The sequence below is a fragment of the Acinetobacter sp. R933-2 genome, assembly GCF_030325485.1.
Taxonomy (GTDB): Bacteria; Pseudomonadota; Gammaproteobacteria; order Pseudomonadales; family Moraxellaceae; genus Acinetobacter; species Acinetobacter sichuanensis.
Map to the genome: position 1 here is coordinate 134,767 of NZ_JACAIJ010000008.1, position 24,630 is coordinate 159,396.

The 24,630-nt window shown below is 36.6% G+C and carries 19 protein-coding genes; 10 read left to right on the top strand and 9 right to left on the bottom strand.

Going from position 1 to position 24,630, the window contains the following annotated elements; genetic code table 11:
* Positions 1 to 29 precede the first annotated feature (29 nt).
* The 3 genes from HX005_RS11235 to HX005_RS11245 all read right to left on the bottom strand — a co-directional run bounded on the left by HX005_RS11235 (position 30) and on the right by HX005_RS11245 (position 1,875).
* Entirely contained in the window at positions 30 to 473 is a 444-nt protein-coding gene (locus HX005_RS11235; protein WP_286377434.1) for a GNAT family N-acetyltransferase, read from the bottom strand.
* Positions 474 to 561: 88 nt separating this feature from the next.
* Positions 562 to 858, bottom strand: coding sequence for a type II toxin-antitoxin system RelB/DinJ family antitoxin (locus HX005_RS11240; protein ID WP_107007994.1), 297 nt, complete (start codon positions 856 to 858; stop codon positions 562 to 564).
* 102 nt (positions 859 to 960) lie between these two features.
* The gene (locus HX005_RS11245) at positions 961 to 1,875 is read right to left on the bottom strand and encodes a pseudouridine synthase (RefSeq protein WP_286377435.1); all 915 of its coding nucleotides are present in this window, start codon (positions 1,873 to 1,875) and stop codon (positions 961 to 963) included.
* A 147-nt stretch (positions 1,876 to 2,022) separates the two neighbouring features.
* On the opposite strand from HX005_RS11245, the gene tsaE reads away from it, so the two are divergent.
* From tsaE to hfq, 4 genes are all read left to right on the top strand, one after another.
* Positions 2,023 to 2,493: a tRNA (adenosine(37)-N6)-threonylcarbamoyltransferase complex ATPase subunit type 1 TsaE gene (tsaE, locus tag HX005_RS11250; RefSeq protein ID WP_286377436.1), complete on the top strand. Its 471-nt coding sequence runs from the start codon at positions 2,023 to 2,025 to the stop codon at positions 2,491 to 2,493.
* 8 nt (positions 2,494 to 2,501) lie between these two features.
* The gene (gene mutL, locus HX005_RS11255; protein WP_286377437.1) at positions 2,502 to 4,523 is read left to right on the top strand and encodes a DNA mismatch repair endonuclease MutL; all 2,022 of its coding nucleotides are present in this window, start codon (positions 2,502 to 2,504) and stop codon (positions 4,521 to 4,523) included.
* A 6-nt stretch (positions 4,524 to 4,529) separates the two neighbouring features.
* Positions 4,530 to 5,474, top strand: a complete 945-nt coding sequence (gene miaA / locus HX005_RS11260) for a tRNA (adenosine(37)-N6)-dimethylallyltransferase MiaA (RefSeq protein ID WP_107007991.1) — start codon at positions 4,530 to 4,532, stop codon at positions 5,472 to 5,474.
* A gap of 92 nt (positions 5,475 to 5,566) precedes the next feature.
* Entirely contained in the window at positions 5,567 to 6,085 is a 519-nt protein-coding gene (gene hfq / locus HX005_RS11265) for an RNA chaperone Hfq (RefSeq protein WP_286377438.1), read from the top strand.
* 419 nt (positions 6,086 to 6,504) lie between these two features.
* Here hfq and HX005_RS11270 read toward each other — a convergent pair whose 3' ends face one another.
* Together HX005_RS11270 and HX005_RS11275 are read right to left on the bottom strand one after the other, a co-directional pair.
* Positions 6,505 to 7,821 (bottom strand): peptidylprolyl isomerase, encoded by a 1,317-nt coding sequence (locus HX005_RS11270; RefSeq protein ID WP_286377439.1) that lies wholly within the window; start codon positions 7,819 to 7,821, stop codon positions 6,505 to 6,507.
* Entirely contained in the window at positions 7,821 to 10,307 is a 2,487-nt protein-coding gene (locus tag HX005_RS11275) for an LPS-assembly protein LptD (protein WP_107007988.1), read from the bottom strand. Before HX005_RS11275 ends, HX005_RS11270 begins: the two co-directional genes overlap by 1 nt.
* Positions 10,308 to 10,426: 119 nt before the next feature.
* Between HX005_RS11275 and HX005_RS11280 the strand changes: the two genes are divergently transcribed.
* From HX005_RS11280 to HX005_RS11300, 5 genes are all read left to right on the top strand, one after another.
* Positions 10,427 to 11,440 carry an aminoglycoside phosphotransferase family protein gene (locus HX005_RS11280; RefSeq protein WP_286377440.1) on the top strand — a complete coding sequence of 338 codons (1,014 nt, stop codon included), beginning with the start codon at positions 10,427 to 10,429 and terminating at the stop codon, positions 11,438 to 11,440.
* On the top strand, positions 11,440 to 12,129 hold the full coding sequence (murU, locus tag HX005_RS11285) for an N-acetylmuramate alpha-1-phosphate uridylyltransferase MurU (RefSeq protein ID WP_286377441.1): 690 nt from the start codon (positions 11,440 to 11,442) through the stop codon (positions 12,127 to 12,129). Before HX005_RS11280 ends, murU begins: the two co-directional genes overlap by 1 nt.
* 106 nt (positions 12,130 to 12,235) lie before the next feature.
* On the top strand, positions 12,236 to 12,868 hold the full coding sequence (rsmG, locus tag HX005_RS11290) for a 16S rRNA (guanine(527)-N(7))-methyltransferase RsmG (RefSeq protein WP_107007985.1): 633 nt from the start codon (positions 12,236 to 12,238) through the stop codon (positions 12,866 to 12,868).
* A 25-nt stretch (positions 12,869 to 12,893) separates the two neighbouring features.
* Positions 12,894 to 13,676, top strand: a complete 783-nt coding sequence (locus tag HX005_RS11295) for a ParA family protein (protein WP_107007984.1) — start codon at positions 12,894 to 12,896, stop codon at positions 13,674 to 13,676.
* A complete protein-coding gene (locus tag HX005_RS11300) occupies positions 13,673 to 14,566 on the top strand; it encodes a ParB/RepB/Spo0J family partition protein (protein WP_107007983.1) in 894 nt (297 codons plus the stop codon). Before HX005_RS11295 ends, HX005_RS11300 begins: the two co-directional genes overlap by 4 nt.
* Before the next feature lie 60 nt (positions 14,567 to 14,626).
* Here the strand turns inward: HX005_RS11300 and HX005_RS11305 are convergent, their stop codons facing one another.
* Both HX005_RS11305 and trmB read right to left on the bottom strand, forming a co-directional pair.
* Positions 14,627 to 17,044: a penicillin acylase family protein gene (locus HX005_RS11305; protein WP_286377481.1), complete on the bottom strand. Its 2,418-nt coding sequence runs from the start codon at positions 17,042 to 17,044 to the stop codon at positions 14,627 to 14,629.
* Positions 17,045 to 17,406: 362 nt separating this feature from the next.
* Complete coding sequence (gene trmB / locus HX005_RS11310; protein WP_286377442.1) at positions 17,407 to 18,123, bottom strand: tRNA (guanosine(46)-N7)-methyltransferase TrmB; 717 nt, start codon at positions 18,121 to 18,123, stop codon at positions 17,407 to 17,409.
* A gap of 193 nt (positions 18,124 to 18,316) precedes the next feature.
* Here trmB and HX005_RS11315 point away from each other — a divergent pair, with 193 nt between their 5' ends.
* Entirely contained in the window at positions 18,317 to 20,764 is a 2,448-nt protein-coding gene (locus tag HX005_RS11315) for an ExeM/NucH family extracellular endonuclease (RefSeq protein WP_286377443.1), read from the top strand.
* A gap of 54 nt (positions 20,765 to 20,818) precedes the next feature.
* Here the strand turns inward: HX005_RS11315 and HX005_RS11320 are convergent, their stop codons facing one another.
* On the bottom strand, positions 20,819 to 22,654 hold the full coding sequence (locus tag HX005_RS11320; RefSeq protein WP_286377444.1) for a sensor histidine kinase: 1,836 nt from the start codon (positions 22,652 to 22,654) through the stop codon (positions 20,819 to 20,821).
* Positions 22,655 to 22,769: 115 nt separating this feature from the next.
* Complete coding sequence (locus tag HX005_RS11325) at positions 22,770 to 24,620, bottom strand: sensor histidine kinase (RefSeq protein ID WP_286377445.1); 1,851 nt, start codon at positions 24,618 to 24,620, stop codon at positions 22,770 to 22,772.
* Positions 24,621 to 24,630 lie beyond the last annotated feature (10 nt).

Consider the following 24,630-nt stretch of genomic DNA (forward strand, 5'->3'; position numbering starts at 1 on the left):
AATTATAAATTTTGCTGTTTCATTGATTTTTATTTTAAAAAGCAATGATAGGTAGAAAATTCATCATCTCGAACAAATCCCATTTGCTCATATAGCTGATGGGATTGATAATTATTTTTTTGTGTTTCTAGGCTGATTCTTAAAGCATTTTCATGACGAGCAAATAAAATAGCAGTATCAATCAACTGTTTTGCTGAGCCTTGTCTGCGATAAATAGGCGTAACATAAACATCATCCAAAATATAATAAGTTGAACAAGCTAAAGAGGAAAAACCTAGATAAAGTAAAATAAAACCTGTGATCACTTCATTTTTGACATGAATAAAAATAACACTTTCTTTATTTTCAAAACGTTGCTTTAAAAAATTATAAGATTCTTGAAGGTTGGATGATGCACCATAAAACTGGCGATATTCATCAAATAAGACAGAAAGTTGTTTTAAATCTAGTTCAGTTGCACGTTTGACGATCATCCTGTTCTCTCTGTTGTTATCATTCTAAGAAATAATAACGAAAAAACGGGTTGCTCAACTCAATAAATTGTTTGCAAATGCGACACTGTTAAGTTTTGTCACTTTTTTCATTTAAGATGGCATTGAGTTCTGCAAAAATGTCTTCTTCATCTAAAGTTGATTTTTGGGTGTTTTCTGTACGTTTTGTATTTTTTAGCTTTAATAATTGTTCCATGTCTATGTTTTGATTTTCAATAGTAAAAGGAATAGATTTGGTTAACACAACTTGTTTGAAAAATAAACGGACTGCCTGTGCAGGTGTCATACCTAATTGTTTAAAAACAGCAAAAGCTTGCTTTTTTTCTTGTGAATCAAGACGTACTTGATAAACTTCGGTTTTTCGCATCAATTAACCAAAAAATAAGTGAAATTTGAAGCTTTCATTTTAATCAAACGAAATGTAAATTCAATAATTGCTACTCAAAAAACACAAAACGTCATTACGTTGTCATGCTAATGTCAGTTCTTTTTTTGACGTGAAGTACATTTTTCGTTGACTAATTGGATCAAAAAACGCCAATTCTTTAGCCAATAGCTGTAAAGGTTGACTAAAATCAGCATCATCTTTATGTGAAACTTCAGGATAAAATGGATCATTTTTTATAGGGATATTGAGATGATTTAAATGTACACGTAACTGGTGCTGCTTACCTGTTTCTGGTTTTAGTTGATACTTTGCCCATTTGAAATTATGTTCAATTAAATCAATTTCGGTAATTGAATTAACTTCACCTGTCACAACTTGCATAGTGTAAAAAGGATGCCCTTTCTCCATTCTTAACTGGACAGTTTGTGGAAACTTTAAATCAGCATGAAAGGGTGCAATGGCATGATAGAGCTTTTGTACTTGTCGTTCTGCAAAAAGTTGCTGATAAATACCGCGTGTATCAGGGCATTTGGAAAACAAAACAAGACCTGCTGTTTCTCGGTCTAAACGGTGAATTGGGGTTAGATTGGGGTTTTGAGTTTGTTTTTTAAGTCGAACAAGTAGTGTTTCTTGTAAGTACTTGCCTGTTGGACTAATGGTTAAAAAATGTGGTTTATCTATCGCAATAAAATGTTCATTTTCAAATAAAATTTCTTCTTTAAAAGGAACAGTAATTTCGTGTGCTAAAAAACGATAATAATAAATATGCGTATTTTCAAGATACATGCTGTGAAGCGTCAAAATTTGACCTTGTTCATCAAAAATAAGTTGATCTTGAAAACGTTGTTGCCATTCTGTTGGGGTAATATGTGGGAATTTTTCACATAAAAAATCAAATAAAGAGTGAGGTCTATTTTCAAGCTGAGGTAGATAAACTTGACTGGCATTCACGCCATTTATCATGGGTGGAATAAAGGTTGAATGTAAAGTTTGCATCAAAAATAGAGATCCAACTAGGATAAAACAAGGTTAAGAGTAAAATGCTTTTACACTTTTATTGGTTAAATTCTACGGGATCGTGAATAGGTTTTAAATGGTTGCAGTGTTATTATAGTCACTTGTTTCTACCCTGTAGTGAGTAAAATGCAGTATTCAGTTCAACTAAGCTTAAACAGTGAGCAAGACACACAAACACTAGCGCAAATATTGGCGCAGCATATTGCTCAGGGCGTAGTTTATTTGATTGGTGATTTAGGTGCAGGAAAAACAACATTAACACGCTATTGGCTACAAAAATTAGGTCATCAAGGGGCTGTTAAAAGTCCAACCTATACATTAGTTGAACCTTACGAGATCAATGGTAAAAGTGTTTTTCATTTTGATTTATACCGTTTAAATGATCCTTATGAGCTTGAATTAATGGGTATTCGTGATTATTTAGATATCGAAAATGCATTATTTTTATTTGAATGGCCATCAAAAGGTGGTGACGAAATCCCTCAAGCTGATGTTGTCTTAAATTTGTTAAAAACAGAAGATGAAGATGTACGTAAGCTCATCATTGAATTAAATGATGCGGTACTTTATGAACAGTTACAGGCAAAAGCCGTATAGGTCGTCGCATGTCAACTCAAGAAGTGAATTTAAAACGAATTCAAACATTACATCCTGCATTGGCTAACCAAATTGCAGCAGGAGAAGTGATTGAGCGCCCATCTTCAGTTGTTAAAGAATTATTAGAAAATTCCATTGATGCTGGTGCAACAGCATTAATTATACGTATTGCAAATGGCGGCAGCACTTTGGTTGAAATCATTGACAATGGTCATGGGATTCATCCTGAAGATTTAGCGTTGTCTGTGACACGCCATGCAACCAGTAAAATTCAAACAGCAGATGATTTACACGCAATTGTAAGCTTGGGTTTTCGTGGTGAGGCTTTAGCATCTATTGCGGCTGTATCACGTTTAACATTGATCAGTAGTCAAGATGATTCTGGCGTTGGTTATCAGGTTGAAGTGAACGGCACAGCTTTTGATCATCAAGAAATTCAGGCTGTTGCAAGTCAAAAGGGTACGCATATTCGTATCCAAGATTTATTTTTTAATGTTCCAGCGCGTCGTAAATTTTTAAAAAAGCCAAACACAGAATTTGGTCATATTGAAGAAATTGTTCGACGTTTAGCTTTAACTCATTTTGATATTCGTTTTGTTTTGGAACATAACGATAATATTCGTTTGAATCTGCCCGTAGCAGATAGTGGTGAGTTGCGTTTTCAACGAGTGCAGCAACTTTTAGGTCGTCAATTTACTGAAAATGCTTATTGGATTGATGCAGATAGCATTAGTATGCGTTTATCTGGTTGGTTGGGGCATCCATCTGATGCACGGGCACAAACAGATTTACAATATGTGTATGTAAATGGACGTATTGTGAAAGATAAAACAATTTCTCACGCATTACGTATGGCATATGATGGGATTTTACATGGGCATCAACATGCAGCTTATTTGTTATTTTTAGAAGTTGATCCTGAAAATATTGATGTGAATGTGCATCCAACTAAACATGAAATTCGTTTTTTAAACCAACGTGAAGTACATGAGTTTGTACGACATTTTGCTAAAGAAACATTGTCACAATTTCAAACAGCAACGGCAGATTTAGCGAGCGCAATGAAAACAGAACAGGTGCAAGCGATGCAGCAGCCTATTCAACCGCGTTATCAAGAACAGTTCCAACTTCATCAAAATAATACATCATTCACACAACCTGAGATACAGGAGAATAGCCTAAGCTTATCTAGTGCCAATTCTTCTAATCCTTCTGAAGCTGATACATTAACTGATTTTAGTTCGAAAGAACCCAAAGCTGTGCATTATCAACCGCAACCACAATATCGTAGTTCACCGCAGTTAAATAATGCGCTGAAAAGCTATCTTGCACCATTACGAGATGAGCAAGATCACTCATCTGCGGTACAACATGTATCAGACCAAGAATCTTTTGATCAGTCTGTAGCGGCTTTAAAACAGCAAAAAAGCACAGTTGTTGATGAATATCCTTTAGGCATTGCCATTGCACAGTTACATGGTATTTATATTTTAGCTCAAAATACCGAAGGCTTAATTATTGTTGATATGCATGCCGCACATGAGCGTATTTTATTACAACAAATGAAAATGGCATGGGACAAACCTGAATTTTGGACATCACAACAATTGTTGATTCCAAAAGTCATTTCAATTACCCGAATGCAAGCCACACGCATTGATGAATTGAAACCTCAGTTAGAGCGATTAGGTTTAGAAATAGACCAATATGGGGATGATCAAGTCATTGTGCGAGGAGTTCCTGCTATTTTGCATAAAGCTGACTTTACAGCGCTTGTACCAGAGTTATTGAATGATCTAGATCCAAATGATGAAGCACAAGCATTACAGCAAAAACGTGATCAAATTTTAGCAGGTATGGCGTGTCATGGTGCCGTGCGTGCGCATCGTATGTTAAGCCTTTCGGAAATGAATGCTTTATTACGTCAAATGGAACAAACTGAATTTGCCAGTCAGTGTAATCATGGTCGTCCAACATGGCGCGCCTTTCCATTGGCACAATTAGATAAATTATTTGCTCGAGGAGAGTAGTTGTTCATGTCAAATAAAATGCCTGTTATCAATTTAATGGGACCAACTGCGAGTGGTAAAACAGCTTTGGCATGTGAACTTTATGAGCAAGGCAATGTTGAAATTATTTCTGTAGACTCAGCATTGGTTTATCAAGATATGGATATTGGTACAGCTAAACCGAGTAAACAAGAGCAAGCACAATATCCACATCATCTCATTGATATTATTAGCCCTTTGCAAGTGTATTCAGCAGCAGAATTTGTCGAAGATGCATGTGGCTTAATTGATGATATTCATGCACGTGGAAAAACCCCTGTGCTTGTTGGCGGTACGATGTTGTATTTTAAAGCACTACTTGAAGGTTTATCTTCAAATTTACCTAGTGCAGATTATGCTGTTCGTGCGGCAATAGAAGCAAAAGGTGAGTCAGAAGGTTGGCAAGCTGTTTATGAAGAATTAAAAGCGGTTGATCCTCTTGCGGGTGAAAAATTTAAAGTCAGTGATAAGCAGCGAATCATTCGAGCATTAGAAGTATATCGTTTAACAGGACAAGCAATTACGCAGTTACAAGCGGAGCAACCTAAAAATATTGCATACCGTTATAACTTCCATAATTATGCTTTGCTGCCCGATCGAGCAGAATTGCATCAAAAAATCGATATTCGTTTAAAAAATATGTGGAAAATCGGATTTTTAAATGAGGTGGAGGCTTTGATTGAAAAATATGATCTTAACGAAAATTTACCTTCTGCAAGGTCAGTTGGTTACCGTCAAGCTTTAGAATATCTTAAAAATAGTGATAGAAGTCTTAAAAGTAAGCAAGAAATGGAAGATAAATCGTTGTACGCGACACGACAATTAGCCAAACGTCAATACACTTGGTTACGATCTTTGCAAGAATCCCACCAATTTAAAACCTATTTGACGATAAAGCAAGCACAAGAAGACTTGCGAAACTTATATGGATAAAGCAAAATTTACCTACTATCTTTTTTATAAATTTTAATTGAAAAATAAAGATAGTTTTTGCGCTGATTTTTAAAATTTTTTTGGAGTATAAAATGTCTAAAGGTCAAACTTTACAAGATCCGTTCTTAAATTCTCTCCGTAAAGAACGTATTCCAGTTTCTATATTTCTTGTAAATGGTATTAAATTACAAGGCCATATTGAATCTTTCGACCAATACGTAGTTTTATTGAAAAACACTGTAAGCCAAATGGTTTACAAACATGCAATTTCTACGGTTGTTCCTGCACGTAATCCTCGTCCTGCTGGTGCTCCTGCTGGTGCTCCTGGTCAAGCTGCTAGCGGTTTTGGTGGTCAAGGTAGCTTCGGTGGTCAAGGTGGCTTCGGTGGTCAAGGTGGCTTCGGTGGCGGTAACCAAGGCGGTTTTGGTGGTAACCAAGGTGGCTTCGGTGGTCAAGGCGGCTTCGGCGGTCAAGGTGGCTTCGGTGGTCAAGGCGGCTTTGGTGGTCAAGGTGGCTTCGGTGGTCAAGGCGGCTTCGGCGGTCAATCATCTTCAGGTTTCGAAGGCGAAACTAAATTTGAAGATGTACAAGATGATGAAAATAATCGTTAATTCATGATTATTGCATAAATTAAGCGTTTTAATTAACGCATTGAAATGGGTGCTTCTAGAGCACCCATTTTTTTATGTGCTGAAAACAATGATAAAGATCACTGTAAATATACAGTGCTTAATACATTGGTTGCATCTAATGCGAGTGCCATAAATAATTTACTTAGCATTTAAATTTACTGTAAAAAATAAGCTGATGTATTTTATTGTTTTTCTATAATATCTTTATTAAATGATAAGGTTTATTTTTTTAATTTTTGTAATATATTTATACTTTTCAATGATATATTTTCTTTTTTGTATTTGGTTTTTAATTAAAAATTATTTTTGATTGTATGGTCATTATTTATTGAAGATATTTTTCTTTTTTTTATAAAAAAACCAGTCAATTGAGACTGGTTTTTTTATTATTGATAAAATTATTGAGACTGGTTTTTATCATCTAAGCTTTTATCTTTAATTTCAACATAGGTATTAGCACGTAACTCACGTAACCAACCATCTAGTTCAGAGTCAAATTGACGTTCACCTAGGATTTGACGTGCCATACGTTTTTGATATTCATTGGTCATGTCTTGTTTACGAATATCTTGTACTTGTAAAATATGCCAGCCAAATTGTGTTTCAAAAGGTTGGCTAATTTCACCTGCTGGTGTATTTTGCATGACTTTATCAAACTCAGGTACCATCATCCCTGGACTTACCCAACCGAGGCTTCCTGCATCACGTGCTGAGCCTGGATCATTTGAATAGGTAGAGGCAAGGGTAGCAAAGTCGTCACCTGCTTTTAAACGATTGTAGATGCTTTCAATCATTTGTTTTGCATTTTCAGGTGTAACAATTTCCGAAGTTTTAATTAAAATGTGGCGTGTTTCATATTGCGTAACCAATGCTTTTTGTTCATTGCCTTTACGGTCAATTAATTTTAAAACGTGTAAACCATCTTGTGCTTTGATCAAATCTGTCGTTTGACCAGGGTTAAGTGTACTCACACGCGCTGAAAGTTCAGAAGGGATTGCTGAAAGTGGACGAAAGCCCATATCTGCACCTTCGATTTTTACATGCTCATTTGTGAATTTTTGTTCTAATGCTTTGACATCATTGCTTGTGTTTAAGTCATTTTTAATTTGCTTAGCTACATTTTCAAGCTCTTCTGGTGCAGCATCTCCAGAGATGCGTAGGTGCAGAACGTGAACTTCACTTCCTACAGCAGCTTGACCTTCAGGAGATTTTAGAAAGTTTTCTACATCTTGATCTGAAATTTTGATACGTGACATGACTTGTTGTTGGCGTAAACGCTGGATTAGAACATCATCAGCGACTCGATTGCGTAGTCCTTCATAGGTTCCTGGTGCAATTGCATCTAACTTCTGTTGAAATGCTTCTAAGCTCGTAGAACCAGACTGATTTGCAACTTTGAGCACAGCATCATTTAATGTTTTTTCATCTAGTTTTAAACCATAACGTTTTACTTGCTCAAGCTGAGCATTTTGTAGAATCAATTGATTTAAGATTTGACGCTGTAAATATTCTACAGGTGGAACTTCTTTCTTTTGTGCTTGAAGTTGATGAGCAGCTTCTGCTACACCTTGATCTAAGTCACTTTTTAAAATCGCTCGATCACCAACAACTGCAATCACTTGGTTGGTCGGTGCAGCAAATGTTGGCATTGATGAAGAAATAAATAATGCTAATGCAGTAGCTTTAAAAAGTTGTTTTAAGTTTTGCGTCTTCATTAATGTGTCCAAGTTTGATTAATTTTATCGAAGCCTAAGATACGATTTTCCAAGAGTGAGCCTAATTTATTGTTTAAGCCACCTAAACCTTTTAATGTAAACTCAACCATGACTGCGCGTTTAGGCTTAACATTTGGATCATTTACATTGTCTAAATCATTGAAATATTCACGACCATAGAGTGAAACACCCCAACAGCATGATTCATAATTTACACCAGCAAGATATTCACGTGCGACATTATTGTCCATGTCATATTGAACATGTCCCATAATACGCCAATTATCTTTTACAGGTTGTATAAATGATGCAACCACTTGATCGTATTGATCTTGTCGGTCTGGTAAATAATCTCGGTAGAAGTAACCTATATTGTACAAGTTGCCTTTATTGCCTGTGTAGTACAATTGGAAGTCACGTTGAGCATTATCACCATTTGACATCCATGCAGAGTTAGCACTCACAGTGAAATTTTCAGAGAGCTGGCTAGATAAACTAATGACAGGACCAGATTGACGGTCAGTATCAAACTCATCTTTTTGGCTTGCTTGTTCATTGAGTGTTACACGGCGGTCTGAAAAATAAAAACTTTGACCAACGCCTGCACGTAAACGCTCTAAACCTACTGTATCAAACAGGCTATAGCTTAGCCCTAAAGATAAGAAGTTATTATCTTCTAAACGGTCATGCCCATAAAAACGGCGAGGGTTAAACAATTGATCATAGCTAATAGATGCTGTGGTTGAGTCAAAGTTTGGATAACCATTTTGGTTTTCATAAGGTGCATAAGCATAAAAAGCACGAGGGGTTAGGGTTTGAAGAAATTTACCTTCACGTTCAAAAGTTAAACCAGTATCCAAAGTAAATTCTGGAACGACAACGGATTTGTTTTTATTGTCATTACTTTGGTTTGGATTGGTTGCATCAATACGGTCAATGGTCTTTTGATCATAAAATGTGTGTAAAGTACGTACGCTGGCTTGAGGGATCGCAAAAGCCCAAGGGTTTCTAAAGTTATAACGTGCTGAAAACTCGTTATATAGACGTGTACCACTAGGTTGATAAATAGAAGAATCTGAATTATTGATCAGATTAAAATCATTGATATCTTTTTGAAAATACGCAGTGTCATTATTAAATTCAAACTGTAAACCTTGTGGGTTACCTTTGACATAATTGACTAATAATTGTGGCAAGCGTGCATAAGGTTTATCAATGTCAGAAATGGTTTTATCCAAGGTCTGGAAATCTTCAACACGTAGCTGCGCGTTTAAACCAGGAATACCATGCCCATAGTTGAGTTCCCATGCACGACGTTGGTTTAACTCTGTACGTGAACTTGGATCACTGTCTAAGTCTGAGAAAAAGTCTTTATCTGAAACGTAGTTATATTCTAAATTTGTTGACCATTGATCATTGATTTGCCAATCATGTAATAAATGTAAATCTTTACGGTCTTGGTCGTTATATTCTTTGTCAGAAGGTAAATAGCTTCCCCAAATACGTCCTGCACCAAAGTCTTCAGTTAAATAACGAAAATCTCCAGCAGCTTGTACACCACGATCACTGATAATTCGAGGCGTAATGGTCGCATCATAATTTGGTGCTAAGTTTAAATAGACGGGTACAGCAACTTCAATACCACCGTCATTTGTAAAACCAAAGGTTGGGTTTAAAATCCCTGTTGTACGTCGATCATCTATCGGGAAATTAAAATAAGGTACAGCCAGTACAGGGGTGTCTTTTATATACAGTTTAGTGCCACGTGTGACACCACGTCCTGTATCTTGGTTGAGTTCAATTTCTTTTGCTTTAATTTGCCATGTTGGTGACTGCTCTGGAGGGCATGTACTATAGCTTGCATCTTCTAGAACTACCGTACTTGGTGAGGTCTTTTCAATTTTTTTCGCATGCCCATGCGCATGTGTTGCTTCAGCAATATAAAAACTATTGTTGAGCTCACCTGTTTGCTCTTTTAAGTTGTAATCAATTTCATCACTTTGTGCAATTAAGCCCCCTTGAGCCATTTGCACATTACCTTTGGCTTTAGCAAAGGTTTGTGTTTTATCAATAACCACTTCGTCAGCGCGTACCATACGACCATTTTGGTCAATGACAACATCTCCAGATAAAGTAGAGTCACCATTTGGGTTGTAGTAACCATGATCTGCGGTGATGATAGATGTCGTTTCTTCAGGTGATACGGCTTTTTGTTCTGTGTTGAATGGTGTTACCCAAATACCATCACAATAGCGATTGCTGACCCCTTGGGTATCACGAACTTGGGCTTGAGCAGAATCTTTATCAACATAATATTGACTATAAAAGTTTTGCCCAGGATAACTTTCTTGGATTGCTGATTTTAATGTTTCATTATCGGCAGCAGATGCAGTGTCCGTTGTTTCGGCATAGCTGGATACTGAACTTCCACAAAGAAGTGTCAAAATAGCAGTCGCTAAAGGATTAAATTTAAACTGATGCTTCATTTGTCTCATTAACCAAGTATGCAGATCGCAATTAATTATTGTCGAATCATAGAGAAAAAGTTGATAAGTAGCTACACTTAGCACTTCAAAAAATCAGCCTGTAATAGATTTAATTGCAAATGAAAACACAACGTGAACAATTGATACAAAAATGGATAACATCTGTACTCAATTCAGATCAATTTGAAATCAACTTTTTAGCAGGCGATGCTAGTTTCCGTCGTTATGCACGAATTAGCTTGAATAATAAAACATTTATGTTGATGGATGCACCACCTGAACAAGAAGATTGTGTACCTTTTGTGTCGATTGATGAATTCTTTGACCAACATGGCGTGCGTGTACCGCATATTGTGGCAAAAGACCTTGAGCAAGGCTTTTTATTGCTCGAAGATTTTGGTGATGTTTTGTTATCAACTTTATTGAATGATCATACTGTTGATGAGTATTATGCGCAAAGCTTTAAGCAGTTGGTGCAACTTCAAACCATTCAAGGTGAAGGGCATTTTCCAGCGTATGCATATGAAAAACTGATTTCAGAAATGGAATTGTTAACAGATTGGTTATTGCCTTCTTTAAAGATTCAGCCAACAACTGAAGAAAGTGCCTTGATTAAACGCACTTTTGCGATTTTAGCCAATGCTGCATTGGCACAGCCTCAAGTTATTGTACATCGTGACTTTCATAGTCGTAATTTGATGAAATTGGACAATGAAACAGATCTCGGTGTGATTGACTTCCAAGATGCTGTAATAGGTGCAGATACCTATGACTTGATCTCGATTACCCGTGATGCTTATGTACAATGGAATCCAGAGCGTGTTTATACATGGTTTAAAGTGTTCTATGACTTATTACCAGAAACACAAAAACAAGATCGTGATTTTGCTCAGTTTAAACAAGATGCTGACCTCATGGCGATCCAACGTCATATTAAAATTTTAGGAATTTTTGTACGTCTGTTTGAGCGTGATGGCAAGTCAGGTTATTTAAAAGATTTACCACGTGTGATGTGGTATTTGCTTGAAGAATCTAAACCTTATGCAGAATTACAACCATTTATGCAGTTTATTCATGCTACAGTTTTGCCGAAATTTGAAGAAAAATATGGCAAATACGAGGTTGTTGCATAATGAAAGCCATGATTTTAGCAGCAGGTTTGGGTAATCGTATGCGTCCATTGACGCTATATAAACCTAAGCCTTTACTTGAAGTTGGCGGAAAAGCCTTGATCGTTTGGCACATCGAAAAACTAAAAAGCATAGGTGTGACTGAGATTATCATCAACTCAGCATGGTTAGCAGATGTCCTGATAGGTGCCTTGGGTGATGGTTCGCAATATGGTGTCACCATTCGTTGGACACGTGAAGACGAAGGTTTGGAAACAGCAGGCGGTATTATCAATGCTTTGCCTTTGTTGGGTGATGAGCCATTTATTTTGTTAAATGGTGATGTGTGGACAACCTTTGATTTTGCACCTTTGCTAGATGTGAAGTTAAATGATGATTTAGCACATTTGGTTTTTGTGCAAAATCCTGAGCAACATCCCCATGGTGATTTTACCTTGGCAGAAGGTCGAGCGTATACTTTCGATCAAAATGTACAGGGTGAAAACCTTACTTTTAGTGGTATTTCGATTATTCATCCTCAACTGTTTGATGGTTTGGCGCAAGGAAAACGACCTTTAGCACCATTGCTAAAACAAGCGATGTTAGACAATAAAATTTCTGCGGAAAAAATGTCAGCAGCTTGGGTCGATGTTGGAACACCTGAACGTTTAATGGCGCTAGACTTACAAATTCGTCAAGGTGTCTATGCTTAAGTTGGACTTAATGTGCTTAATTGCGTATTAACTCAGCGTTCGCTAGTGTTCCACGATTTAGAAATCGGTATACTTTCCCCTAATTTTTTAGAGATGTTGTGTATTTATGCATCCATTTTTTCAAGAGTTAAAACAAGGCAGTGAAAAGCTTGGCTTAAAACTCAGTGATGAATCGCTTGGTCTATTATTAAAGTATCAAGATGCTTTAGTGCTGTGGAACAAAGCATATAACTTAACCGCAATTCGTGATCCTAAAGAAATGTTGGTGAAACATCTTTTGGACAGTTTAAGCATTTTAAATGACTTACCTGAAGGTCGTTTATTGGATATTGGGACAGGTGGTGGTATGCCAGGGATGATTATTGCCCTATGTCAACCTGAACGTCAGTGTGTATTGCTAGATTCAAATGGTAAGAAAATTCGTTTCCTTAAACAATTTATTGCCGATTTAAAACTACAAAATGTGATTGCTGTACAAACACGCGTTGAAAACCCTGAAAGTATTCAAGCATTAGGAAAATTTGACGTGATTACCAGTCGTGCATTTGCATCATTGACTGATTTTGTGACGGCATCAGCTCCATTTATGCATGAAAGCAGTGTCATTGCTTCGATGAAAGGTTTAATTCCTGAAGATGAAGTGGAACAGTTAAAAAACCAATTTAGTTGCGAAATTATTGAATTGCGTGTTCCACGTTTAGACGAACAACGTCATTTACTTTTATTAAAACAAATTTAATTCATCTTAGGAATTGGGGTTTACCATGGCTCAGATTATCGCAATTGCAAACCAAAAAGGTGGCGTAGGTAAAACCACAACGGCTGTCAATTTGGCTGCTTCATTGGCAGTACTCAAAAAACGCGTTTTATTGGTCGATATGGACTCACAAGGCAATGCCACAATGGGTTCAGGTGTTCAAAAAAATGATTTATTGTATTCAATCACTGATGTATTGTTAGGTGAAGTGTCGATTGAAAATGCAATTGCAAAATCAGAAGTGGGCTATAAAGTTTTAGGCTCAAATCGTGATTTGGCAGGTGTAGAATTAGCCATTGCAGAACATGAGGGGCGTGAGTTTATTTTACGTCATGCTTTGCAAGAAGTAGCAGATCAATTTGATTATATCATTGTAGATTGTGCGCCAAGTTTAAGCCTGATCACAGTGAATGCTTTGGCTGCTGTGGACAGTGTTTTGATTCCAATGCAATGCGAATACTATGCTTTGGAAGGTTTGGCTGATTTAACACAAACGATTGATAAAATTCAGCAAGCACTGAATCCAAGTTTAGAAATTGAGGGTGTATTACGGACAATGTATGATGCTCGAAATGCATTAACACGTGATGTATCTGCTGAGCTTGAACAGTATTTTGGTCGCAAACTTTATGAAACCGTCATTCCACGTAATGTACGCTTAGCAGAAGCACCAGCGCATGGTTTACCGATTATTTATTTTGAGAAAAGCTCTAAAGGTGCAGTTGCTTATTTAAATTTAGCAGCTGAAATTTTAAAAAAGAGTAAATTGAAAAAAGGAACGAAAGCATGACCACCAGAAAACGAGGCTTGGCGAAAGGTCGTGGCTTAGACGCATTATTAGGCTCTATTCAAAAAGAAAGATTACAACTTGAGTCACAAACATTGGATTTGGGTCAGTTTAAATATATTAATGTGCATTTATTGACGCGTGGTGAATATCAACCACGTCGCTTCATTAAAGAAGAAGACCTACAAGAGTTAGCGGCATCTATTGAAAAACATGGTGTGATGCAACCTATTGTCATTCGCCCGATTGATAATGAAAAGCATCCATATGAAATCATTGCAGGTGAACGTCGTTGGCGCGCAGCGCAGCTCGCTGGTTTAACTGAAGTTCCTGCCATTGTTCGTGAGTTAAATGACCAAGTTGCGATTGCTTTAGCACTCATTGAAAATATTCAACGCCAAGATTTAAATCCAATTGATCAAGCGATGGCGTTGCAGCGTTTTCACGAAGAGTTTGGTTTAAGTCATCAAGAAATTGCAGATACGGTGGGCAAGGCACGTACTACAGTCAGTAATTTATTGCGTTTGTTAAGTTTGGCTGAAGAAATCAAAGATTTTATGCAACAAGGCTTCCTTGATATGGGGCATGCACGTGCAATTTTGACATTGAAAGCCAAAGATCAACTGCATATTGCACAAGTTGTCATAGAAAAAAGTTTATCTGTACGTCAAACAGAACAACTCGTTCGAGATTGGAATACACCTAAGCAAGATAAAACCAAGATTATTGCGCCTGATGTTGAGCAATTGACTCAAAAATTGTCTGAACGTTTTAGTGCCAATGTCAAAATTGACTATAACAAGCAAGGAAAGGGTAAATTGGTCATCAGCTATAATTCTTTAGATGAATTAGATGGTATTTTAAATATTTGCCTTGCTGAAAATGATGCTTAATATACTTTCGTGTTGGTGAGAAAAAGTGGCGTATAAAACGCCACTTTTTTATTGTCTAAATTAATATGTTAGTGTGATTTCTGATTTTGTCGCTTCAGAAATTTGCTTTTTGCTCACAGGGTCTTGCTTACAGTTAAAGCTTTCAAATAAAGCCAATTGATCTGCAAAATGTGCATCTAACTGACCATTTTTATGTACAAAACCACTTTGACCCGGTGCAATGACTGAGCACATTGACACTTGATTTGGGCTGAGCACCACCTTGAAGCTCGCACTTCCTGCATTACTATAAGTTGATAATTGCTGTTCTGATTTTAAATCAGCCCAAGGAATACCCACTGAATTTTTTGCAGAAAAGTGCATATTGGCAACTGGCGTTTTCCAGTTATTTGGATTTTCTGATTTGTATTGTGTTTTAAGTTGTTTTAAGGCTAACTCAAGCGCATTTAACACAACATGATCAGGGTTTTCACCTCCTAAAAAGTCAACTTGTTGTGGAACGCCTGCATTTTTTTGTAAGGCATTCCAAATCAGTTTAGATGCTGGTGCAGGTTGGGCACTGCGCGGATCATTTTGTACAGGATATAAAGTATCGGTATATTTTTGATAAATTGTAGCAGGCAGATTTGGTTTTAACACCAAAATGATCATTTGATCTAACCATGCACGCATAATTGTTGGTGCTGCACCTTGATAATATTTTCCTGTACTATCTGGGTTTAATTTCATATCCCATTGTTCAAGTAATGGGGCAATACTTTGTGCCAAAGCAGATGCATGTTCACTTTTGGCAACTTTAATCATATCTGGAATGAAATATCGCGCATTTAAATCAGAACGTGATGAAATACGATTGATTTCCCAAATGTCTTGTTGGCTAAATTTTTCTTTGGCTTTTAATGGTTCTAAGATTTCATTCACGCGATCGACATAAGAAAAGTTAGAAGAATCAGCGAATAAGTTGTTATAGGCTTTATTATTCCAACTCGCAATATAGCCTTTAGCTGGGTTTAATTGCTGCGGATTTTTTGAAAAATCATAAAATCCTTGCCATTCCATTGAGCCATCACCAACCGCAGGTAACTGAATATTTTGGTTAGTCGGGCGAATAGGTAAACGTCCAAGTGCTGCTACACCAATATTATTTTGCGTGTCTGCATAAAACCATGTAATAGATGCCGCAACACGTGAAGCTTGGGTTAAGAAGTCCTTCCAATTGGTTGTTTTGGCTGCTTCTGCCCAACCGAGTAAGGTTTCAATTTCTTGTCCTTCCCAACTGCGACGTGTCGCATAGGCAGTATGATTGCTTTGATCCCAACTACTGACAAAACCTTGTTTGGTTTTGTAGACATCAAGAAGATGATCTTCTTGGTTTAAAACTTTAATTTTGATTTGTTTATGTTCAAAAGGAATATATTTCCCTTGATACAAATACTCTTTAGGGTTAGATGGGTTAAGCTGAATTTGATAAATATCATTGGTATCTAAAGAGCCAACAGTAGAGCCCCAAGCGATTTTGCCATTTGTACCAAATAAAATTGCAGGTAAGCCCACAGGCGTAATACCTGTTAAATCATAACCTGCACCATGTAATCCTATGCCATAGGTAATTGCAGGTGTATACCAACCTTGTTGTGGTGCATTATATAAAACTGCTTGACCTTCTTGCGTCTTATCTGCATTTAGCACCCATGCATTACTTGCAGTGGGTACATCATTAACTACACCATTTCCCATAGTTAAACGCATTTGTTGCATATAACTTTGTGCGCTATAACTTGAGATGGGTTTTAAATTTTTACTGATTTGAGCCTGAGCTTTTAATGGAGAATTTTCAGTATCTACAATGGTTGGGGCGGTAGGGTCATTGAGCCAACGCAATTGATTATATATTTTCTTTCCTTCCTCAGCACCTTTGGCTTTTTGTAGCTCTGTATATAAATCTAAATTTGCAACTTCAGAACTTGATGCAAAGAAGCGATTTAAAATCAGTCCAACCCAAACCATAGCGATATCTTCAGACTTCCATTCTGATGGTTTAAAACCATAGTCAATGAATTCTTTCGGCATAAGTTCAGGATTGGCAATGACTTCTTGAACGCGACGTGTAAAGCCTGCGGCATAACCATCAAAAATGGCTTTATCTTCAGGAGAAAGTTTGTCGAGTTGTTGGCGGATTGATTCAGGATCAAAGCGACTATGTGTAGCAATATCAAAAGCAAGATATTCTTTGCCTAAGACTTCTGCTGTCGTACCCCAGCCTGTACGTTTAGACATTTCCATTTGAAATAAACGATCTGTAGCAATCGCATATCCATAACCATAAAATAAACCATAGGTTTCATCTGCATAAATATGCGGCATACCATATTGATCTCGTTTGATCGAAATGGTTTTACTGGTTTCAGGGGGAGTACTCGGTGTAGATGATGAATTACAGGCAGATAGCAATAATGCAGCTATGCTGAGGCAACTCACCGTTACATTTTTTTTAAAAGCTGTACGATCCTTCGTCGATTTAACACGTCCAGAGTTAATCAAGTTTTTGCTCCTTTTTGTTTTAAATAACCTAATAAAAATATTCAGATTTTTATTGGCTTTAAAAATATTAAAGGCACAACATATATTATTCAATGTAATAATTAATTTAAAATTCCATTAATGAATGGAGTGATTTGCCATTGTGATTTTTTAAATTTTTAAAGATGCATTGTTTTAATTTAAGTTTTTCTAAAAAATGAGATTGAAATCTCATTTGAATGGTTATAAAATTAAAAAAGGTGATCAACTGAGCTTGATCACCTTATATCATTTCTAGGCAATAGATCATTGCCAAAGCATTAATCTATTTTCTTGAAAAGAAAATCATTGATCTTGTGACCTGCTTCAATACCACGACGCTCAAATTTAGTTTGAGGACGCCATTCAGGACGTGGGTAGCTATTGCCTTTACCTGCTAAATTTTCTAAGCGAGGACGGTTGTCAAGAACATCAAGCATCCACTCAGCATAAGGTTCCCAGTCAGTAGCAGCGTGGAAAGCTCCCCCAATTTCTAGTTTTTCTTCAACAAGAGGCATGCGGTCATGTGAAACAAAACGACGTTTGAAATGACGCTTTTTCTGCCAAGGATCAGGGAAATATAATTGAATGGTATTGATACTATTGTCTGGCATTTCGCGTAATACTTGGATTGCATCTGCATCTAAAACACGTAAGTTGCTTAGTTCTGCCATACCTGCTTCATAGACACATTGTGCAATACCCGGAACATGAACTTCAATACCAATAAAGTTGCGTTCAGGATTGGCTTTTGCCATGAGTACTAACGAACGTCCCATACCAAATCCAATTTCAACAGTAAGTGGGCGTTCAGGATGTGGAAAATGTTGGCGTAAATCACCAACAGGGTATTCCAAAATTAAATCACGATGTTGTTCAAGCGCAGAACGTTGTGAAGTATTTAGAGGCGCAGAACGACGCATAAAAGTCACAATTTCACGGTGCTCGTGCAAATTGTCTAACTCTACAACTTGCGCTCCAATTTGATCGTTTGACATAAGCTTGGGGATTACCAAAAATACAAAAGCGCTATTTTAAGTACTCTACTTTTCAAGTCAAACCTTTTATAGAGAATTCAAGCATAAAAAAGTGTAATGTGAACACTTTAGCTGGAATTGTCATGAAATATTCATGGCGATGTCATGTATGAAAACTAAGCTGAATTTAATTTAAACAAAAAATGTTCAAATCATGAAATTATTCAAGCCACATACACTTGCACTCAGTTTAACGCTGCTGAGCTGTTCTTTTTCAAGCCATGCACAATTGATGTTTAGCCAATATATTGACGGGTCAGCCAATCGCAAAGGTCTAGAAATTTATAATCCTGATGCCAGTAAAGTGAATTTAGCAGATTATGAAATCCAACAATTTAGTAATGGCGGTACAATTAAAACCTTAACAGTTACATTACAAGGTGAGTTGCCAAGTCAGCAGAAGTTCGTCATTGGTCGTTCAGAGTTAAAAGCAGCTATTGGTGATCAGGTCAATCAAGTTGCAGGATTATCTTTTAATGGTGATGATGCTTTAGTTCTACTTTATCGAGGAGTGCCTGTAGACCGTTTTGGTCGTGTCGGAGAGCGTCCTGAGGGTGGCTGGGGAACAGCAGTTAAGAGTGTAGCAAATAGCTTTCAACGTATAGAAACACAAAATAATGTTGTGAGTATCGAGAGTACTGCAAATTTTAATTTAGATCAGTCATGGACAGCATGGACAGATCGCAACGCTTTTTCAAATTATTTAACAGGGACAGTAACACCACCTGTAACGTCTATAAGTTGTAATGCAACAGATATCCCTATTGCTGATTTACAAACAGCACAGCAAAATCAAAATTATATTATTCGTGGTGTAATCACCGCAGATTATCGTTATCAAGATGGTTTTTCAGGTTTTTATGTACAAACTGCGGACAGTAAAGCCAAAGCTGACGTAAGCAATGCGATTTTTGTTTATGTTCCTACAAGCAGTCATATAACTGGGGGCAAAGTTGGTGAAGAAGTTATTCTTAGAGGACGCCTAAGTAATTATCAAAACCAATTACAGATTGATCAACTCAGCAGTAATATTCAAACGTGTAATACTGATGCAGCGAGTTTAGTTAGCCCACAAAGTTTAACTCTGCCATTTACAGACTTAAACTCAAGTACAGGTCATGTACCAAAGCGCTATCAAGGGATGTATGTCAGATTGCCTCAAACATTAACAGTGAGTGAAAACTATAGCTATGGGCGTTATGGAGATTTGTCTTTAAGTCTTGGGCGTTTGTATATTCCAACAAATTTATTTGCAGCAAAATCTCCTGAAGCGATTCAGTTAGCAAAACAAAACTTGCTCTCAAAAATCATTTTAGATGATGGTTTTAATAATCAAAACAGAACCCCTTGGTTGCCACAGTATTTTAATGCTAAAAATACCCTGCGTTCAGGGTATCAACTTAAAAATGTTGAGGGTATTTTAGAATATCGTTTTAATGCATGGCGTATTCAACCTATTCAAGGTCATACAGCACCTGAAGTAATTCAGGACAGTAATTTGCGCTCAGGTGTGATTGCGAAAGAAAAACAACAGATTCGTGTCGCTGCTTTTAATGTCCTAAATTATGATAATGGTGCAGAAAAAGGTTTTCCTACAGAACGTGGTGCTAGCTCACAAGCTGAATTTGATAAACAACATCTTAAAATTATCAGTGCTTTAAAGCAAATTGATGCTGATGTTTATGGCTTAATGGAAATTGCAAATAATGGCTATGCTGAAAATAGTGCAGTTACTTACTTAACGAAAGCTTTGGGTGCTGATTGGAAATATGTGATTCCACCTCATTCAGCAAAATTAGGTAGCGATGCGATTGCTGTTGCGATTATTTATAATGCTAAACGTGTGAAACCTGTAAAAGATGCTGTCATTTATGATGATGCAACGCAAATGAATCGTGTGACAATGGCACAAACATTTCAGGCTGTAAATGGTGGTAAGAAATTTACAATTGTTCCAAATCATTTAAAATCAAAACGTTGTGATGGTGCAACAGGTTTGGATCTCGACCAAAATGATGGGCAGGGTTGTTATAATCAAACACGTTTAACTGCGGTACAAAAATTGAGTCAATGGATTGCCACCAATCCAACCAAAGTACCAAATCCTCATTATTTATTGGTGGGGGATTTTAATAGCTACGCCAAAGAAGCACCTATTTTAGAACTTGAAAAAGCCAATTATAAAGCTTTATTAAATGATGAAAAAATCGGTCAAGCTAAGACGGCTTATAGTTATGTTTTTGGTGTGGCAAGTGATGCCAATGGTTATGGTGGTGCAGGAAATTTAGATCATGCGATTGCTGATCAAGATTTATATCCACGGGTAAGACGTGCATTTGCATGGCATATTAATGCTGACGAGCCTACAGCACTGGATTATAACGAAGAATATAAAACAGATGAGCAGAAGCGTGATTTCTATGCTGCTGATGCCTATCGCTCATCTGATCACGATCCGATTATTGTTGATTTAGATCTAAGAGGAAATACACAGGATCCTGACCATAATCAAGGAAATGGAAATAATCAGACAGGTTCTACCATCGCTGATTTTTTTGCAGCTTTATGGAATTGGTTAGGGCAAATTTTCTCAGCGAAATAAAATATAAACATAACTGAAAAAGAGAGTGTAATGCTCTCTTTTTTATTTTTACTTTTATAAATAAAGAATGACACGAATTAAAGTCGAGGTTGGTATGGACTGGATTTCAAAATGACCTCTTAGACGTTGCACACGAACTTGCATACTTTGCAAACCAACATGAAAGCCTTGCTGTACAAGAAGTGGGTCAAAACCTTGTCCATTATCATGTATTTCTAAAATAAGTTGTTGTTGATGTTGTTGTAATTTAACTTCAACACAGTTTGCATGGCTGTGTTTGACAATATTCGTTAAAGCTTCTTCAGCAACACGCAAGAGGGTTAAGCATTGTAAGGGAGTGGGCGTAATCACCCATGTTGGTGCGACAGTCCATGTGGACTGAATATCCATTTCTTCAAAAATTTGTACAAAACGATGCCGAATAGAAGCCACCCATAAAATAGGATTTTCGGGGGTTTTGGTGTCCAAACTGGCACTGGTATCAATCACTTGACGCAAATCATTGCGTAGTAATTTTAAAATAGACAGCATTTGTTGTTTTTCAATATGTTCATGATGGTCAACTAAAATAATGGAGCGAACTATTGATCCTCCAATACCATCATGTAAATCTTGTGCCAAATGGATTCTTTCTTGTAATTTAACATTGTCTAAGGCGAGGGCATGTTGCTGGTTCAGCAAAGTTGATAATTCAGACTGTGCATTTCGCACTGTATCTTCTAGCGTTTTGTTAAAATTCTCAATTCGTTTGGCATTGTTTGATAAACGTAAAGCCAATACAAAACCAATAAATAAACTGGTAATCGGTGCTGTGTATGGAGAGAGAACACTGCCTTCAAGTGTCATCATGTAATAAGCATCATTAAAGGCGATAGGAAGAAATGAAATTTGTACAAATGCTAAAAAATAACCTTCAGGAACTTTTGAACGATAGGCAATATAAGGATAAGTTATACATTTTAAGACAAAAATCAGCACTGCAAGTACAAAAATTACTTGATGAATCACAGGTTGAAAATGTTCGGGTGTAAACAAAATCGTCATGCTGCTGATTGCAACAAAAGCCCATAATGCTCTTTCGATGACTATAAATTTTTGCTTAGCAAATCGCCAAATCGCAATACAACTAAAAGTCACATAAAAACAGAAAACAATGAGATGAAGTTGATCAACTTGTAAATTATTTAAATGAAAAATCGGTTTAGGATACATCGCGATGATTAAATACATCGTCCAAAAACAACCTAAAATAGAAAACCAAATAAACGATTTATTACGACGATCAAATAACCAAACCAATATGCATAACAGAGCAATAACTAAATTAATCATAATATTGAGAATAGTGAGTGTACGTTTCTCAGTCAGATGATGTTGATAAATTGGCTGCATTTTTTGTGGCGATCCAATATATAAGCGTCCTAAACCTGCTTTTTGTGTAGGGACGCCAATGACATGAATAATCAGTTGATTTTTCCCATATTTTAAACTTGCAGCGGGCAATAACCATTGTTGTGGTAAGTGCCAATTTCGTGATATAGGGTCTGTTAAATATTGATCTTGATAAATCAGTTCATCATTTAAATAGATTTGTGCAGCCATGTTGATATTTTCAATGACAAGCTGTTGTGCAGTATGGGTATTGGTTGGGCAAAGATATGTCCAGTCGATGCTATACCATGCACTTTTTTGATTGTTTTTCCATTCTTTAGACCAATAGTCGGGTAGTTTTTCAACATTACGCCAACCTGATTGGGGGAAAGATTCTCCAGTTTGCCCTGAACCTTGAGCAACGCTTATTTTCTCGATTTTAGCGGTACAACTATCTTGAATTGTAGGGGAAATAGGGACAGCATTTGTTTTAGAAATAAAGAAAAAAATGAAAAACAAGAATATGAAGCAGTGACAAACCCATATCTTTTTCAATGAGCGATTTGTTTGCACCTGAAGAACATACTGTTGAAGCATATAAGCCATAACTCTTGATTTATTTAATCTTTGATCTCTATGAAAGTGAATGAGATGAAAGATCTTTTAAAATGTGTAAAGTTGCCCGAATGGTCGTTTCACCTTGAGTAGAATGCATTTCAAACTCACCCCCTAAGCGTTTAATTCGAACTTGCATGCTTTGTAAGCCAACATGAAAGCCTTGTTGCACACTTAGTGGGTCAAAACCGCACCCATTGTCTTGAATTTCTAAAATTAAAATATGATTTTCTATTTCAATTAAAGACACTTGAACTAGACTCGCTTGACTATGTTTGACAATGTTGTTTAGTGCTTCCTCAGCAACCCGTGCGAGCGTTAAACACTGTAAAGGGGCTGGTGTAGTCACCCATGTCGGTGGAATTTGCCAAATAGATTCAATATCCATTTCTTCAAAAATTTGTACAAAACGATGCCGAATAGGGGCTGCCCATAAAATCGGTGTGTCAGGGATTTTTGCGCCTACACTAGAACCCATATCTATGACTTGACGTAAGTCATTGCGTAATAGTTTTAACATGGACATCATTTGAGCTTTATCAACATGCTCATTTAGATCAAGTAAAATCATAGAACGAGAAATAGAGCCACCCAGTCCATCATGTAATTCATGTGATAAGTTTAGTCGCTCTTGTAAACGAATATTATTGATTTCTAATTGATATTTTTTATTTAAGGAATGTTCTAAATCAACGGTTACTTTTTCAACTGTATGGCTTAAGTTTTGATTAAATAATTCGACTTGATTAATACTTTGTGCAATACGCCAAGCCAAAATACAAGAAATAGCTAAACTGGTAAATGGTGCAGCAAAAGGTGTCCAAAAAAAAGCGTTAATATCAACATGTCGAATTGTTAAATCATGAATCGCAATAATAATAAAAATTAAAAAAATAGCAGCTAAAAATAACACTTCTGCATTTCGATTTTTAAAAGCGAGCCATTGAAAAAATAAACAATTACTTAAAAAAACAGTACAACTATAGAGAAAACAAAATAGGCTAACCTCTCTTAAATAGACAACAGGTGTAATAAAAAGAATTACACTAAAGATAATGGTTAACCCTAAAAGAAAATATTCAGTTTTTTTAAAATTTTTGTGTGCAAAACGCCATGAAAATAAGCATAAACAATAAACATAACCCAGCAATAAAATAAGATTTAAACGTGCTGTCATTAATGTATCTGTTAAAGGGATTGGTTTTGTCATTAAAATATTACTAATGAATCCAATCCAAAAAAATGAGGTTAATGCAAACCAGCCAAAAGCAGATTCTTTACGGCGAAATAACCAAATAAATAACCCCATTAAACCTAAAACTAAAGTAATAATCAGATTAATCACATAGGTGCTGCGTCGTTCTAAAACCAATCGTTTATATAATTGAGTAATATCATCTACAGAACTAAATTCAATGTTATTGATTCCAGAAGCTTGAGTATGTACGCCCACAACTTTCACTAAAATTTCATTGCGGTCTGTATGAATGGTCGATGCGAGTAGCGTCCACATACGTGGCATATTCCAACTACGAGATAATGGCTCTACTAAAGATTCATCTTGCCAAAGTAATTCGCCATTATGATAAACAGCACCTGCCATATTAATACGGTCGATGAGGAATGCGGCAGGTTGTTGTTGATCAAGTTTAGATGCACACTGTCTTTGCCAAATAATTTTATACCATGCCGTGCCTGAATAATTTCTCCAGTCCATATCCCAATTATGCGGCAGTACCACAGTTTTCCATCCTGTCTGCGGCACAGGATCATTATAATGAGATACTTGGGCAACTTGAGTGCTTAAAATTTTAAAATGACAATGAGCATTGCTTGCGTTATTTAAAGGTGTAGACGCATGGCTAGACATGATCCAGAGA

Bases quoted from the DNA above. Each gene is read 5' to 3' on its own strand.
- HX005_RS11235 (WP_286377434.1), bottom strand. From the start codon at position 473: ATGATCGTCAAACGTGCAACTGAACTAGATTTAAAACAACTTTCTGTC.
- HX005_RS11245 (WP_286377435.1), bottom strand. From the start codon at position 1,875: ATGCAAACTTTACATTCAACCTTTATTCCACCCATGATAAATGGCGTG.
- HX005_RS11280 (WP_286377440.1), top strand. From the start codon at position 10,427: ATGAAAACACAACGTGAACAATTGATACAAAAATGGATAACATCTGTA.
- hfq (WP_286377438.1), top strand. From the start codon at position 5,567: ATGTCTAAAGGTCAAACTTTACAAGATCCGTTCTTAAATTCTCTCCGT.
- miaA (WP_107007991.1), top strand. From the start codon at position 4,530: ATGTCAAATAAAATGCCTGTTATCAATTTAATGGGACCAACTGCGAGT.
- HX005_RS11295 (WP_107007984.1), top strand. From the start codon at position 12,894: ATGGCTCAGATTATCGCAATTGCAAACCAAAAAGGTGGCGTAGGTAAA.
- HX005_RS11300 (WP_107007983.1), top strand. From the start codon at position 13,673: ATGACCACCAGAAAACGAGGCTTGGCGAAAGGTCGTGGCTTAGACGCA.
- rsmG (WP_107007985.1), top strand. From the start codon at position 12,236: ATGCATCCATTTTTTCAAGAGTTAAAACAAGGCAGTGAAAAGCTTGGC.
- HX005_RS11315 (WP_286377443.1), top strand. From the start codon at position 18,317: ATGAAATTATTCAAGCCACATACACTTGCACTCAGTTTAACGCTGCTG.
- trmB (WP_286377442.1), bottom strand. From the start codon at position 18,123: ATGTCAAACGATCAAATTGGAGCGCAAGTTGTAGAGTTAGACAATTTG.
- mutL (WP_286377437.1), top strand. From the start codon at position 2,502: ATGTCAACTCAAGAAGTGAATTTAAAACGAATTCAAACATTACATCCT.
- murU (WP_286377441.1), top strand. From the start codon at position 11,440: ATGAAAGCCATGATTTTAGCAGCAGGTTTGGGTAATCGTATGCGTCCA.
- HX005_RS11270 (WP_286377439.1), bottom strand. From the start codon at position 7,821: ATGAAGACGCAAAACTTAAAACAACTTTTTAAAGCTACTGCATTAGCA.
- HX005_RS11325 (WP_286377445.1), bottom strand. From the start codon at position 24,620: ATGTCTAGCCATGCGTCTACACCTTTAAATAACGCAAGCAATGCTCAT.
- HX005_RS11275 (WP_107007988.1), bottom strand. From the start codon at position 10,307: ATGAAGCATCAGTTTAAATTTAATCCTTTAGCGACTGCTATTTTGACA.
- tsaE (WP_286377436.1), top strand. From the start codon at position 2,023: ATGCAGTATTCAGTTCAACTAAGCTTAAACAGTGAGCAAGACACACAA.
- HX005_RS11240 (WP_107007994.1), bottom strand. From the start codon at position 858: ATGCGAAAAACCGAAGTTTATCAAGTACGTCTTGATTCACAAGAAAAA.